Annotated in this window: 11 protein-coding genes; 7 read left to right on the forward strand and 4 right to left on the reverse strand. The window is 43.1% G+C overall.

Going from position 1 to position 14,519, the window contains the following annotated elements; translation table 11 throughout:
• Positions 1-38: 38 nt before the first annotated feature.
• Both VL121_RS12380 and VL121_RS12385 read right to left on the reverse strand, forming a co-directional pair.
• Entirely contained in the window at positions 39-1,001 is a 963-nt protein-coding gene (locus tag VL121_RS12380) for an ROK family protein (RefSeq protein ID WP_325405702.1), read from the reverse strand.
• A 48-nt stretch (positions 1,002-1,049) separates the two neighbouring features.
• The gene (locus tag VL121_RS12385; protein ID WP_325405704.1) at positions 1,050-2,705 is read right to left on the reverse strand and encodes an MFS transporter; all 1,656 of its coding nucleotides are present in this window, start codon (positions 2,703-2,705) and stop codon (positions 1,050-1,052) included.
• A 137-nt stretch (positions 2,706-2,842) separates the two neighbouring features.
• On the opposite strand from VL121_RS12385, the gene VL121_RS12390 reads away from it, so the two are divergent.
• The 4 genes from VL121_RS12390 (at position 2,843) to VL121_RS12405 (ending at position 8,591) form a co-directional block, all read left to right on the forward strand.
• The gene (locus VL121_RS12390) at positions 2,843-4,135 is read left to right on the forward strand and encodes a sugar MFS transporter (protein WP_325405706.1); all 1,293 of its coding nucleotides are present in this window, start codon (positions 2,843-2,845) and stop codon (positions 4,133-4,135) included.
• A gap of 160 nt (positions 4,136-4,295) precedes the next feature.
• A complete protein-coding gene (locus VL121_RS12395) occupies positions 4,296-5,765 on the forward strand; it encodes a glycogen synthase (RefSeq protein ID WP_325405708.1) in 1,470 nt (489 codons plus the stop codon).
• Positions 5,766-5,799: 34 nt separating this feature from the next.
• A complete protein-coding gene (locus tag VL121_RS12400) occupies positions 5,800-7,074 on the forward strand; it encodes a glucose-1-phosphate adenylyltransferase (protein ID WP_325405710.1) in 1,275 nt (424 codons plus the stop codon).
• 143 nt (positions 7,075-7,217) lie between these two features.
• Positions 7,218-8,591, forward strand: a complete 1,374-nt coding sequence (locus VL121_RS12405) for an MFS transporter (protein WP_325405712.1) — start codon at positions 7,218-7,220, stop codon at positions 8,589-8,591.
• 250 nt (positions 8,592-8,841) lie between these two features.
• Here VL121_RS12405 and proS read toward each other — a convergent pair whose 3' ends face one another.
• On the reverse strand, positions 8,842-10,320 hold the full coding sequence (gene proS, locus VL121_RS12410; protein WP_325405714.1) for a proline--tRNA ligase: 1,479 nt from the start codon (positions 10,318-10,320) through the stop codon (positions 8,842-8,844).
• 153 nt (positions 10,321-10,473) lie between these two features.
• Between proS and VL121_RS12415 the strand changes: the two genes are divergently transcribed.
• The 3 genes from VL121_RS12415 to VL121_RS12425 all read left to right on the forward strand — a co-directional run bounded on the left by VL121_RS12415 (position 10,474) and on the right by VL121_RS12425 (position 13,846).
• On the forward strand, positions 10,474-11,343 hold the full coding sequence (locus tag VL121_RS12415) for a hypothetical protein (protein ID WP_325405716.1): 870 nt from the start codon (positions 10,474-10,476) through the stop codon (positions 11,341-11,343).
• 118 nt (positions 11,344-11,461) lie between these two features.
• On the forward strand, positions 11,462-13,024 hold the full coding sequence (locus VL121_RS12420) for an OmpP1/FadL family transporter (protein ID WP_325405718.1): 1,563 nt from the start codon (positions 11,462-11,464) through the stop codon (positions 13,022-13,024).
• A gap of 132 nt (positions 13,025-13,156) precedes the next feature.
• Positions 13,157-13,846 carry a hypothetical protein gene (locus VL121_RS12425; RefSeq protein ID WP_325405720.1) on the forward strand — a complete coding sequence of 230 codons (690 nt, stop codon included), beginning with the start codon at positions 13,157-13,159 and terminating at the stop codon, positions 13,844-13,846.
• Positions 13,847-13,902: 56 nt separating this feature from the next.
• Here VL121_RS12425 and VL121_RS12430 read toward each other — a convergent pair whose 3' ends face one another.
• Positions 13,903-14,490: a hypothetical protein gene (locus VL121_RS12430; RefSeq protein WP_325405722.1), complete on the reverse strand. Its 588-nt coding sequence runs from the start codon at positions 14,488-14,490 to the stop codon at positions 13,903-13,905.
• Positions 14,491-14,519: the final 29 nt, after the last annotated feature.

Below are 14,519 nucleotides of genomic sequence, written 5' to 3' on the forward strand. Positions count from 1 at the left end.
TAAAATCAAAAGCTGTTATGCTTTCCGCTTTTGCCTTATCATTTCATATCCCATACCAATGCACTGGCGCCCAGTATAGCGGCATCGGCTTCTTTAAGTTCACTGAAAATAAGTTTTACTTTATTTTGAAAGATAGGAAGCAGGTTTTTTTCCATATGCTCTTTGGTGGGTTTAAGGATCAAATCGCCGGCCTTGGTCATTCCGCCAAATAATATAACGGCTTCGGGCGAAGAAAACATAACGAAGTTGGCAAGCGCCATTCCAAGTATCATCCCGGTATATTCATACACCTCTTTGGCTATAGGATCGCCCTGTATGGCACAGTCGTATACTATTCTTGAATCAATTTCATCGGCAGGATAGTTTCTGAGCAAACTGTCCTGCCCGCGTCTTTGTTCAAGAAACTCCCTTGCCGTATTAGCCACGCCTGTTGCCGATGCATAGCTTTCTAACGATCCGTGCATGCCGGTGCCGGGGTGCAGCCGCCCGTTGGGTATGATCATGGTATGTCCTAATTCTCCGGCAAAGCCATCATGCCCGTATATCAGATGGCCGTTGGCAACAATACCGCTGCCTACTCCCGTACCTAATGTAATCATAATGAAATCTTTCATTCCCTTGGCGGCGCCATACATCATTTCACCTACAGCCGCGGCATTAGCATCATTTGTTAAAGCTGCCGGTACACCAAAAATTTTGGTCATCATGCCAACAAGTGGAATAATACCTTTCCATATAAGGTTAGGGGCATATTCTATGGTGCCGCTGTAAAAATTTCCATTAGGGGCGCCAATGCCTATACCTTTAATGTTTTCTATACCGCCTACCTGCTCAATAGCAGGCTGGAGGGCTTCGTGCAGCTCCTCAATATAGTCTTCTATCTGCGTATGTTTCCTGCTCGAAATGGCGCCACGGTATAAGGTATCGCCCCTGTGATCAACAATGCCAAAAACGGTGTTCGTTCCCCCAATATCAATGCCTATTGCATATTCCTGTTTCATGCGTAATAAATAATTATATGCTTATTGTAATGCGGATATATAATAAAGTTAATGTCCGCCACCTCCATCTAAAGTACTGTAATCAATTCCCTGCGATTTTAAAACGGATTTTACACGGAAAGCGTAAAACGTAAGATAAACAAAACACAAAACGGCTACCCAGTAAGACTGGTGAATACCAACTGCCGGAATATCGGCGAGTTTTCCCTGCAATGGCGGAATAATAGCACCCCCCAGTATCATCATAATTAAAAAAGCAGAACCCTGTGCCGTGTATTTACCCAGTCCGGCAGTAGCCAAAGCAAAAATGCTGGGCCACATGATAGAACAAAATAATCCACCGCTTAAAAAAGCATAAGTTGCCGGCTTACCGGTAGTTAATAATCCGGTTAGCATAGCAATTATGCCCAATCCTCCAAATATCATAAGCGTTTCAGTAGGCTTTTCCTTACCCAGGAAAAACCCTCCAATCTGAAATACGATAATACCGGCATAGGCATACAGGGGAGTAAAGTCGTTGCCGGCAATAAGGTTTGCCGCAATAATAACCCCAAAGGCTACATAAGGAACAACAATCCACAATATGGTTCGGGTTGAACGGGTTGGATTAAATACCGTAATGGCTCCCGTCCACCTGCCAATCATCAGGCTGCCCCAATATAGCGATATAAAGGGGGCAAGTTGTTCTTCATGGTATCCTCCAAACTCAGGATGTCTTAACAATTCGCCCAAATTACTTTGAATGGTTACTTCAACGCCTACATATAAAAATATGGCCAGCATGCCCAATACCAACTGGGGGTATTTCATAGCGCCCCAGCCTGAAGGTTTTTTTTGTGCCTTGGCGTTAGCTGTAAAAAAGCTGGCTACCATAAAAATTAATCCGGCTACTAACAGCCACATATTACGAATGCTTACTTCGGGAGGTAGTTTTTCATTCACAGCCAACCCGCGGTAGCTGGCAAAAATAATTCCGAATATTACCACCATCACCAGGGTAATAACAATTAACAGCCACATGGCTTTAGGCGCATGTTCAAAGCTGTCTTCTTCTTTTACGTTGGGAAGTTTTTTACTGGTAGCGAACAGCAGGGCCGAAAGCAGGAACAGGGCGCCTACCGCTACATACAGCCAGTTCATGGAACTGATAGACGCGTTTTCAATATCTGTTGCGCTTACGGCTGCATGTCCGAATAAAGCAAGTGCCACAGCAATAGGGCCAATGGTAGTGCCAAATGAATTAACGCCGCCGGCGAGGTTCAGGCGATGGGCACCTGTAGTGGGGTCGCCTAAAGCAATGGCAAAGGGGTTGGCGGAAGTTTGTTGCAGTGAAAATCCGAGGCCAATAATGAAAAGAGATATCAGCACTCCTGAAAATCCGCCGAAATTAAAAGAGAGCAACATCATCACAGCGCCAACCACACTGGTAAGCAGGCCATAGATGATGCCGGTTTTCATGCCCCAGTGATTCATGATGTCTTTATTTTTTACCGCCGATGCTACAAACAAACCCAATGCTCCTATATAGTAGGCGCCATAAAAAGCGAAGTCAATAAGCTGGCTCTGAAACTGGTCGAGATGAAAATAGTGCTTGCAAAAGGGAATGAAAATGCCATTCCCGGCAGCAATAAAACCCCAAAAAAAGAAAACAATTACCAGTATACTCAGCGCGCTGGTATTGGTAGGTTGCCTGGTTTGAGCCATTGTTGTATGTTGAGGTGGTAAATATAAGAACAGGTGGTGAAATTAAAACATAACAATCGTTTGCAGCAAAAAAAATCATAAATGGGGTTGCTATTCCCGATATGTTTGTTAAGTTCGGGAAATTTTAATCATTAAACATGTCAACAGCAATTACTCTTCAACCCGTTGCGCGTAAAAACGTTCTCTCCCCCATAGTAATTATTGGGGCGTTATTTTTTATTTTCGGATTTGTTACATGGGCCAACAGTACCCTTATCCCTTACCTGGGTATTGCATGTGAGCTTACTACTTCCGAAGCGGTGCTGGTAACATTTGCCTTTTATATATCTTATGCGGTAATGGCTTTTCCGTCTTCCTGGGTATTAAAAAAAACCGGTTTTAAAAACGGTATGATGGTAGGGCTGCTGGTTATGGCGCTTGGTGCGTTAATGTTTATTCCGGCGGCAAACAGCCGCACCTTCGGTTTTTTCCTGGTAGCGCTGTTTGTTATAGGTACGGGGCTGGCTTTACTGCAAACAGCCTCCAACCCGTATATTACTATCCTGGGGCCTATTGAAAGCGCTGCAAAACGTATTAGTATAATGGGTATTTGCAACAAAACCGCCGGCGCCCTGGCGCCTTTAATTCTTGGCGCCATTGTACTTAAAGACTCTTCCGCACTGGAGGCAAAACTGCTTACTATGGATGCCGCACAAAAAGCTGCGGAACTGGATATGCTGGCTTCGCGTGTTATTATGCCTTATGTTGTAATTGCCATTGTGCTGGTATTGCTGGGTGTATTTATTTATTTCTCTCACCTGCCGGAAGTGAAAGCTGAAGGGGAAGAAGGTGAGGCAGCACCGTCTGCTTCTTTTGTACAGCGCAAAAGTGTTTTTGATTTTCCTTACCTGTGGCTGGGTTTTATTTCTATTTTTTTATATGTGGGAGTAGAAGTAATGGCCGGTGATATTATCCAGATATATGGCAGCTCTATCGGTATTAGTTTGGATGTGGCCAAACATTTTACTACCTACACTATGATCGGTATGCTGGTAGGATACATTATCGGTATCGTTACCATACCTAAATACATTTCACAAAATGCGGCGCTGAAGTTATCGGCTGCACTGGGCTTGCTGTTTACGCTGGGCGCCATTTTTACATCTGGCTACGCTTCCGTTTTCTTCATTGCTTTACTGGGTTTGGCTAACGCGCTTATTTGGCCGGCTATTTGGCCCTTAGCTATTGACGGATTGGGTAAATTCACTAAAACCGGTTCGGCTTTATTAATAGTAGGTATTGCCGGCGGCGCTATTCTTCCACGGGTTTGGGCTTCCTTAGGCGAAAACATAGGGTTGCAACAGGCATTCTGGATAATGGTTCCCTGTTATTTATTTATTTATTATTTCGCTACATCGGGACATAAAATTGGCAGAACAAAAAAAGCGTAAATTTTTTTGGAGAATCATTCCTTAATGTACTACATGCTCATGCTGCAATATGCATGAGCATTGTTGTAATATAAAATAATATTTTTTTCTTTTCGCGCTTGTATAAATCAAAAACCTTCCTATATTCAATCAAAGAACCCGCTCACAGAATTTAAACAGGATGGAAATAATACACGTTAGTGCCGAATGTTATCCGGTTGCAAAGGCAGGCGGACTGGGAGATGTTGTTGGAGCCCTCCCTAAATACCAGAATGAACTGGGGCATATTGCCAAAGTGGTAATGCCTATGTATAAAACAAAATTTTTGTTAGATAATATTTGGGATGTTGTACATAAGGGCAGAACAAATATTGGCGACTACTGGTTTGATTATACCGTTATAAAAGAACAAACCAATAAGCTGGGGTTTGATTTGTATCTGGTAGATATTAACGGGTTGTTAGACAGGGAAAAGATATATGGATATGACGATGATACGGAAAGATTCACTGCTTTCCAGGTAGCTGTTGTAGACTGGATTGCGGTATGGGTCCATCATCCAGATGTAATACATGTGCATGATCACCACACCGGCTTAATTCCTTTTATTATTAAGCATTGTTATAAGTACCAGCACCTGCACCAGGTTCCAACGGTGCTTACTATCCATAACGCGCAGTACCAGGGCATCATGGGATGGGATAAAAGCCATTTACTTCCGCCATGGGATAGCTGGAAATGGGGAATGCTGGATTGGAAAAACAACATCAATCCCCTGGCCTCAGGTATAAAATGCGCATGGAAAGTTACTACGGTTAGTATGAGTTATTTAGATGAGCTGCGCCAGTCTGCCAATGGGCTGGAAGCGCTGTTTGAATATGAAAGAGGAAAATGTACCGGCATTTTAAATGGCATAGATACGGATGTATGGGATCCGGAAAAGGATACTTATCTGCAGGAACATTTTTCGGTTGACACGGTTACGGCAGGTAAGGCAAAAAATAAACGCAGGCTTTGTGAAACCTTTGACCTTGATATCAATAAGCCGCTGATTGTTTTTATAGGAAGACTGGTAGGGGAGAAAGGCGCCGATATGCTGCCTGCGGCTATTAGCGACAGTTATTATTATATAGGCCGGGAAATGAATTTCCTGATACTGGGCAGTGGTTTTCCGGAAGTGGAAGCACAACTGGCTGCATTGCAGAAGCTGGCGCAAAAGGATTATAATGTTTATATTGGGTACAATGAATCGTTGAGCCATCTTATGTATGCGGGGGCGGATTATTTACTGATGCCTTCCAGAGTGGAGCCCTGCGGGCTGAACCAGATGTACGCCATGCGTTATGGAACAATACCCATGGTGCGGCGAACGGGCGGGTTAAAGGATACGGTAATAGATTATGGTGAAAAAGGTGGCTATGGTATTGTATATAACTGGGCTTCTGTTGGAGACATTACGCACAGCATTTGGCGGGCTGTGGATTTATTTGAGGACAAAGCAAAAATGAGCGAGGTAAGAGAAAAAATGATGCGTCTTGATTTTAGCTGGCAGCATAGCGTTCAGCAGTATCTTAAGTTGTATGAAGCGTTGTTACCCCAAAAAAAAGAAGCTCCGGAAGCGGAAGGTGAACCGGATAAAAAAATAGTTTAAAAATTTATTTCTTCAATAATTAATTGTTTTGACTATGAAAAAGAGTGTGATCGCTATTATATTGGGCGGTGGTGCGGGTACGCGCCTTTCACCGCTTACCGCCACCCGCAGCAAACCCGCAGTGCCTATTGCCGGCAAGTACCGCCTGGTAGATATTCCCATATCTAATTGCCTGAACTCCGATATCGGCAGAATGTATGTGCTTACACAATTTAATTCCGCTTCACTCAACAAGCATATTAAAAACACCTATCATTTCAGTATTTTCAGTAAAGCCTTTGTAGATATACTGGCTGCCGAACAAACACCTGATAACCACGGCTGGTTCCAGGGAACGGCAGACGCGGTACGCCAGTCGCTGCGCCATTTACAGCAGCAGGAATTTGAGCATGTGCTCATTTTATCCGGCGACCAGTTATACCAGATGGATTTTAGTGAAATGCTGCAAAGCCATATAGACAAGGAAGCAGACATTTCCATTGCCACCATACCTGTTGGGGCAAGGGAGGCCCCTGAGTTTGGCATTCTTAAAGCAAACGAGGATCATTATATTACCTCTTTCGTAGAAAAACCAAAGAAAGAGTTATTGCCCGAATGGACAAGCGATACCGGCGATGAGATGCAACAATCCGGAAGAATATACCTGGCATCCATGGGCATATATATATTCAACCGCAAACTGCTGTTTGATATGCTGCTGGATGTGCATAAGGACGCGACAGATTTTGGTAAGGAAATTATACCGGATTCTATCAGTACGCATAAAGTAGTAAGCTACCAGTACGATGGCTATTGGACCGATATTGGAAATATCTATTCTTTTTTTGAGGCCAACCTGGCGCTCACGGAAGACATACCGCTTTTTAACCTGTTTGATAATTTAAAATCGGTATACACCCGCCCGCGGATGTTACCACCGGCTAAAATTAGCGGCACTACCCTTGAAAAAACACTGATAGCGGAAGGCTGCATCATCAATGCATCGCGTATTGAGAATAGCGTAACGGGTATCCGTACCCGCATTGGTTACGGCTCTACCATTGTAAGCGCGTATATTATGGGTAGCGATTATTATGAAACGTTAGAGGAGATGACAAACGCTGCGCAACGCGGACTGCCAAAAATGGGTATTGGAGAAAGATGTTATATCCGTAATGCCATTATAGATAAGAATTGCAGGATTGGCAATGATGTGCGTATCAACGGGGGAACCCATATGCCGGATTCCGATCATCCTTTGTATACTATTAAAGACGGCATTGTGGTAGTGAAAAAGGGTGCTATACTCCCTGATGGGTTTGTGATTTGATGGGGTAGGTATCAGGTATCAGGGAATACGCTGTAGCTTTTAACCTGCACCCTGCGACTTGTAACTTGCAACTGTCCTTGTACCCTGCAACCTGTAACTTGAAATATCACCCCAACACGTTTTCCGTTTACTAAACCATTGCTATGTCTGCTGCTGTTTCGCAAGCTGCCGTTGCCGGGCTTTTGATCAAGCCAAAGCTTACCTTCCGGCAGATATTCAACATGAGTTTTGGTTTCTTTGGTATCCAGTTTGGATTTGCCCTGCAAAACGGGAATGCTTCCCGTATGCTCCGCACTTTTGGGGCCGATGTGGAACACCTCTCCTGGTTCTGGCTGGCTGCACCTTTGGTGGGGATGATTGTACAACCCATTGTAGGTCATTACAGCGACCGCACCTGGAACCGTTTTGGCAGGCGTAAGCCCTATTTCCTTGCGGGGGCTGTGTTATCCGCTATAGCTTTATGCTTAATGCCCAATGCCTCCCTGTTTACGGCTATTGCTCCCGCCTTATTTGTTGGAGCAGGCATGCTTATGATCATGGATGCCTGTTTTAACCTGGCAATGGAACCCTTTCGGGCGCTGGTAGCCGACAACCTGCCTGATTCGCAAAGAACAATGGGCTTTTCTGTACAAACTTTTCTTATCGGCGCCGGCGCTATAATTGGCTCCGCCTTCCCTTTTATACTCACCAACTGGTTTGGCGTTTCCAACAGTGCGGAGGAAGGTATTATAGCGGCTAATGTAAAATGGGCTTTTTATATAGGCGCCGTTGTGTTTATTATTGCCATACTGGTAACCGTTTTAAAAACAAAAGAATACCCGCCCAAAGCATATGAACAATATCATGGCAAAGCCGCCGGCGAAAAGCAGGGGCTGGGACAGATATTCAAAGATTTTGTGCATATGCCCAAAACCATGAAGCAATTAGGACTGGTGCAGTTCTTTAGCTGGTTCGCATTGTTTGGCATGTGGGTATTTACCAACGATGCGGTGGCTACACATACCTATGGATTATCTGTTCATGATAAGAGTTCAGACGCGTACCGCACGGCGGGAGATTGGGTGGGGATATTATTTAGCGTGTACAACGGCGTATCTGCGGTATATGCATTAACGTTACCTTTTATCGCGGCTAAGATTGGCCGTAAACAAACGCATGCTTTTTCATTGTTTTGCGGAGCTGTTGGACTTATTTCTGTTTATTTTATTCATGATCCCAACTGGCTTATTCTTTCCATGATCGGCATAGGCATGGCGTGGGCCAGCATATTGGCCATGCCGTATGTTATTTTGGCGGGTTCCATTCCTGCCGGAAAAATGGGTATTTATATGGGCATATTTAATTTCTTTATTACCCTGCCCCAGTTGGTGAACGGAATAATTGGTGGCCCCATCGTAAAATACTTCTATAATAACCAGCCCGTATATGCCATTCTAATGGCGGGTTTTTTCATGTTTTTTGCGGCAATAAGTGTAATATATGTTTATGATCCGGGGGAGAGGAATGTGAAAATGTGAAAATGTGAAAATGGGGAAATGGGGAAATGTGAAAATGGGGAAATGGGGAAATGGGAGTAGGGTACGGTTGCAGATTACAAGGAGCATAAGTCTGACATTTACTGCTCCTCCTGAGCAGTCAGCAATCAGCCAAAGTATACTAACAACGAGGTAATAATTCCTTCTTTCACTTTTCAAGGTGATAGGTGAGAAGTGAAAGGAGCGTTTGTATTAGCTCAGAGCTGACTACTGAATGCTGATACCTAACACCCTAATACGCCTGTGCAAACAAAACCCTTTTGTTACTCGGCTTCCCGGTTAATATGCATTTGCCTTCTTCCGCTTCCCCGTTTAAAGGAATACAACGTATAGTGGCTTTGGTTTGTTCTTTAATTTTCTCTTCGGTTTCATCCGTACCGTCCCAGTGAGCCGATATAAACCCTCCTTTTTCATTAAGCAACTGAACAAATTCGTCCCAGGTATCGGCAGGGGTAATATGTTTATCACGATAGGCTTTGGCCTTCTCAAACATATCCTGTTGTATTTGCTGCAGCAGGTTAATAATACGCACCGGCAAATCATCCATGCCAACGCTTACTTTTTCTTTGGTATCCCTGCGGGCTATTTCTACCGTATTATTTTCAATATCCCTTGCGCCAATGGCGATGCGAACCGGCACCCCCTTTTTTTCATACTCTGCAAATTTCCAGCCCGGGCGGTTGTTATCATTATCATCATACTTTACCCTTATCCCCGCCAGTTTCAGCTCCTGTACAAGCGCTTTCACTTTCGTGTCTATCACGGCTTTCTGTTCTTCACCCTTATGAATAGGTACTATAACTACCTGGAGCGGTGCAATTTTAGGAGGTATGATCAATCCGTCATCATCGCTGTGTGCCATTACCAGTGCGCCTATCAGGCGGGTGGAAACACCCCAGGACGTAGCCCATACATACTCCTGTTTATTTTCTTTATTTAAAAACTGCACATCAAAAGCTTTGGCGAAGTTTTGACCCAAAAAATGAGAAGTACCTGCCTGTAAGGCTTTGCCGTCCTGCATAAGCGCCTCAATGCAATAGGTGTCAATGGCGCCGGCAAATCTTTCGCCGGGTGTTTTTACCCCTTTTATTACCGGCAGCGCCATCCAGTTTTCTACAAAGTCGGCATATACATCCAGCATACGTGTTGTTTCCTCTACCGCTTCCTGGGCTGTGGCATGGGCGGTATGTCCTTCCTGCCATAGAAACTCCGTGGTGCGCAGGAAAAGACGGGTACGCATTTCCCATCGTACAACGTTTGCCCATTGGTTAATTAATATGGGAAGATCGCGGTAAGACTGGATCCATGTTTTATAGGTACTCCATATAATGGCCTCGCTTGTTGGACGAACCACTAATTCTTCTTCTAACTTCGCTTCCGGATCAACGATCAGTTTGCCTTTATTATCGGGGTCGCTCTTCAGTCGGTAGTGCGTTACGATGGCACATTCTTTTGCAAAACCTTCCGCGTTTTTTTCTTCCGCTTCAAACAGGCTTTTGGGAACAAATAAAGGAAAATAGGCATTCACATGCCCGGTATCTTTAAACATCCTGTCTAACTGGTCGCGCATGTTTTCCCATAGTGCAAAACCATAGGGTTTAATTACCATGCAACCTCTTACGGCAGAATAATCTGCCAGTCCGCCTTTAATAACAAGATCATTATACCATTGTGCGTAATCCTGCAACCGGGAAGTAATTTCTTTGCTCATGATTTTTAATGTATGCCTGTGTGTATGCGCTTTAAAAGCCGCAATTCACATAGGATATCTTTTAATGTATACTCAACTATTTTGAATAGATTAACAGTGCGAATTGTCGCAAATGTAGTAACTTCATGGTGTAATTTTTAAAATACAGTAGGTATGAATAAGAGAATTTTACTTTTGGCAGCAGTGGTTGTCGGGCTCAGTAGCTGTTCAACCATGTATAAATCGGGACAAACACCCGATGATGTGTATTATTCTCCTGCACCGCAGCAACGGGTAGCGCAGTCTGGTAATGATGATGATGAATATTATGACAATAACGCGGGGCAGGATGAATATGTAAATGTACAAACAGAACAGGATCGTTCCGCCTATAACAGCGAAGATAATTACCTGCGTATGAAGGTCAGGAATCCCTCGTTATGGTCGTCCTTAGATGATTATAGTTATTATGGCGGTGGTATGTATTCGCCTTATTCATACGGCAGCAGGTTCGGAATGGGGTTTGGTTATAATCCGTATTCATTCTACTCGCCTTATGGTTCGTCCTACTATGGAATGGGAATGGGTTTTGGATGGGGTGGTTTGTACAATGGATTTTACAATCCCTATTCTTTTTATAACCCGTATTATCCTTCTTATGGATACGGGCATTATTACCCGGGGGTAATTTCTCCCAAACCCGGCAATGTAAGACCTGCCGGAACCTACGCGCCAAGGAGAGCCAACCTCGGCAGTTATGGCAACCGGAACACCAACCCGGAATTGAATAATAACAGGAATGCGCCGGTAAGGGTATTCAGGAATAACAATAATAATTACGTGAATCCCCGCAGTTCATCGCCGGGTAATACCAGCCCGCGCCGTTCTGCAGACAGGACAAATGATAGCAGGCCCACAAGAACTTTTGAACGTAGTGATAATACGCCTTCCGCACCGAGAGTTGCTCCCAGTTCAAATTCAGGCAGCAGAAGCAGCGGAGGCGGCAGCGCTCCTTCCCGTTCACCCGGCAGAGGCGGCAGATAATTAATTTTGAAGTAAAGGCAGTTGTTAAAAAAGATAATATCTATACCAAAAAGAGCGGCATTCCGCTCTTTTTGGTATAATAGGGTTGCAGACCTTTTGATTTTAAATTATTTAAAATATGAGGAAACTAATATTAACTTCAGGACTTATTTTTTCAATTACCATTTTATTAGCGCAGGAACCGTTGGATGCTGTAAGATACTCCTGGCTTACACCCCAGGGAACAGCGCGGGCGCAATCATTAGGCGGGGCTGTTAGCGCGCTGGGCGCGGATATTACTTCGCTGTATACCAATCCTGCCGGGCTTGGATTATATAAAACAAGTGAAATCGTATTAACACCCGGCTTTACCTTCAATAATAATAAAGCAACTTACAGGGGAACTTCGGCAACGGATAGCAAAAGCAGCTTTAATTATGGGCCTATAGGTGTGGTATGGGGAATTCCATCTTATAACAGCAATAACAAATGGAAGAATGTGAGCATAGGCCTGGCTATCAGCAAAACCGCTAATTTTAATAACAATGTATATATTAGCGGCGAAAATAACCAAAGCTCCTATTCTGAAAAGTACCTGGATCAGCTAATTAATGGCAATGCAACAAACCCCGATGATGCTGCAAAAAACTATCCCTATGGCGCCAGCCTGGGTTTAAATACTTACCTGATTGATCCAACTTATGATAACAGCAATAACCTGACAGGCTATGCCAGTAACGCCAGTGTTGCCACAGGCCTGAAGCAACAGCAGATTATCAATACCAAAGGAGGTGTTTCTGAATTTAGTATGGGTGTTGGAGGAAATTATAATGATGTGTTTTATATTGGAGGCTCCATTAATATCAACACCTTAAAGTACGTACGCAACAGCAGTTTCAGGGAAACGGATGCTACCAATGCTACCAATAATGATTTCAATTATTTTGTGGCAGACGATTATTTAAGAACAGATGGAACGGGAGCAAGCATTAACATCGGTATTATTGTTAAGCCTGTTGAGGCCTTACGTGTAGGATTAAATTTCCATAGCCCTTCCTGGTATTCTTTTAAAGACACTTATTACTCCTCCCTTACTGCCGATACCGAAGGTTATGCAGGTGTGAAATCACAGAGTTCGCTGGATTTAAATGATGGCTATTCCGGTGAATATACCTACAGGTATAAAACGCCTATGCGGGTAGGAGCAGGGCTGGCTTATATTTTTGGAACGCAGGCGGATGTGAGTTCACAAAAGGGTTTTATTACCGCGGATGTGGAATATGTAAGTTATAAGAATAATGCATTTAATACACAGGATAATACCAACCAGGCGGATAAGGATTACTTTACCGATTTAAACAACACGATAGACGATGTATTTAAACCGGCGGTTAATTTTCGTTTTGGCGGTGAGTTAAAATTTGAAACTGTAATGGTTCGGGCCGGCTTTGGATATTATGGTAACCCATACAGCAATAATTATTTTGACAAGCAACCCGGAGATATAACCAACGCAAGCCGTATGAACATCAGCGGCGGACTGGGCTGGCGCAATAAAGGCATGTTTGTTGACCTGGCTTACATTCACCAGATCATTAAAGACGGGTATTACCCTTATCGTTTGGATGACGGCGTATTTAATGTTGCAAAGCTTAGCAATACGGTTGGTAATATATTGCTAACGGTTGGGTTTAAGTTTTAAAAGTATATTTGAGTCTGCTTTCTTTTCTCTTTTGTTTATTTTATAAAATTTTTTATAAAAATTATGGCAAGAGATTTATTCTTTGTCTTTATACTCCTGGTTTCATCTGCTACCTATGCCCAGGAATTGTAATTGGAATTGCAGGGCCAGGACTGGCGAATTATACCCGGCAGTTATGAAAAAAATAAGCCTGCCTGGGATGTATATGTTTATCCTGTGTTTAAGCATTCAGACGGAGATGTTGATATGAGCCGGGTAATGCTTTCTTCCACAGAGGGTGTTGTTTTGGTTAGTTTTGATGGCAAAGGCTACGGCGCATTGAAGATTAACGATAAGATGAAAGTGATTCGTATTATTGATACTGAAGAAAGAGTGATTGTATTTGAAGAAGTAAAATATAGTTATCAGTCGCCGCAAGTTAATTCTGATAGAATTTACTGGACTACGGGAGACGGGTTGATCAGTGTTTTGAACAGTAGCATGAAGCCCCTAACCTATACCGTTATTCCCAAAAGATTTCGGTTGAACGGGCCTGTGGGACTTTCCTCTTCTCTGCATGTAAAAGATAATAAAATTGTGCTTGTCAGCGGTTATGATAAAGGAAAAGGCAGAACAGCCATATATGCACAAATTGATGCAAGTTCAGGTAAGATTGAAACCATAGAAGAGTTTAAAAAGGATGAGATTGGAGGTAATTATCAGGTATATCCCCAGGCAACATTATGGTTTGATGACAGCTTTATTTTAAGCTATCTTGATGTTGACGGGGCAATGCTGAGAATAAAAAGGATTCAGGCCAATTTGCAAAAATTCAGCTATTAAGAACTTTCTAATAGCTGAATTTTATTATGTGAGCAATCTGTTGTTTTGCGCAATACTTATTTTTTAATAAACTTTCCCAGCGCTTTTCCGGCAGTGGCGTAGGTTTCTGAAAGTCTTTCGCCTGTATCATAATCATTTCCCCAGAAAGAATTACCAGGCGCTTTGTCAAGAGATAATTTAGCAATAACCTTATTTTTATTGGCAGTTTCCACAATCAGCACTTCGCCATTAATAAAGGCGTTCTTACGGGTTATGCCTATATTAAATCCCGGCTCCATAAAAGTGGTATGAAAGATGATGGTGTATTTAGCACTATTATCTATGGTCAGGTCGCTGTATTTGGTAAACAGCTCATCAAATTTGGGCTGAAATCTGTACTCCCGGTCATCTACCCATTTTTTTGCCCAACTGTCTCCTTTTCCTGCTTCTTTTTTATTATATTCTTCTGTTTTTGTTTTAATGTAGTCGGCTTCTTTATCAAATTTACCTACACCAATATTGTCATAAGTAAATTCGGTATTCACCGATTTTTCATTTTTCAGGTCAGGAACTTTGCCTTCCACTACCCGGATACGCTGTGCATATATTTGAAGGGAAGCGAATGTTACTGCAAAAAGAAGAATGATTTTTTTGAAAGGTTTCATAAATGGCGGTTTATTGTTAATGACAGGTT

Origin of the sequence: Agriterribacter sp., assembly GCF_035497235.1 — a bacterium.
GTDB lineage: Bacteria > Bacteroidota > Bacteroidia > Chitinophagales > Chitinophagaceae > Agriterribacter.

Coding starts and splice junctions, on each gene's coding strand:
- VL121_RS12380 (WP_325405702.1), bottom strand. CDS start 1,001: ATGAAACAGGAATATGCAATAGGCATTGATATTGGGGGAACGAACACC.
- VL121_RS12385 (WP_325405704.1), bottom strand. CDS start 2,705: ATGGCTCAAACCAGGCAACCTACCAATACCAGCGCGCTGAGTATACTG.
- VL121_RS12390 (WP_325405706.1), top strand. CDS start 2,843: ATGTCAACAGCAATTACTCTTCAACCCGTTGCGCGTAAAAACGTTCTC.
- VL121_RS12395 (WP_325405708.1), top strand. CDS start 4,296: ATGGAAATAATACACGTTAGTGCCGAATGTTATCCGGTTGCAAAGGCA.
- VL121_RS12400 (WP_325405710.1), top strand. CDS start 5,800: ATGAAAAAGAGTGTGATCGCTATTATATTGGGCGGTGGTGCGGGTACG.
- VL121_RS12405 (WP_325405712.1), top strand. CDS start 7,218: ATGTCTGCTGCTGTTTCGCAAGCTGCCGTTGCCGGGCTTTTGATCAAG.
- proS (WP_325405714.1), bottom strand. CDS start 10,320: ATGAGCAAAGAAATTACTTCCCGGTTGCAGGATTACGCACAATGGTAT.
- VL121_RS12415 (WP_325405716.1), top strand. CDS start 10,474: ATGAATAAGAGAATTTTACTTTTGGCAGCAGTGGTTGTCGGGCTCAGT.
- VL121_RS12420 (WP_325405718.1), top strand. CDS start 11,462: ATGAGGAAACTAATATTAACTTCAGGACTTATTTTTTCAATTACCATT.
- VL121_RS12430 (WP_325405722.1), bottom strand. CDS start 14,490: ATGAAACCTTTCAAAAAAATCATTCTTCTTTTTGCAGTAACATTCGCT.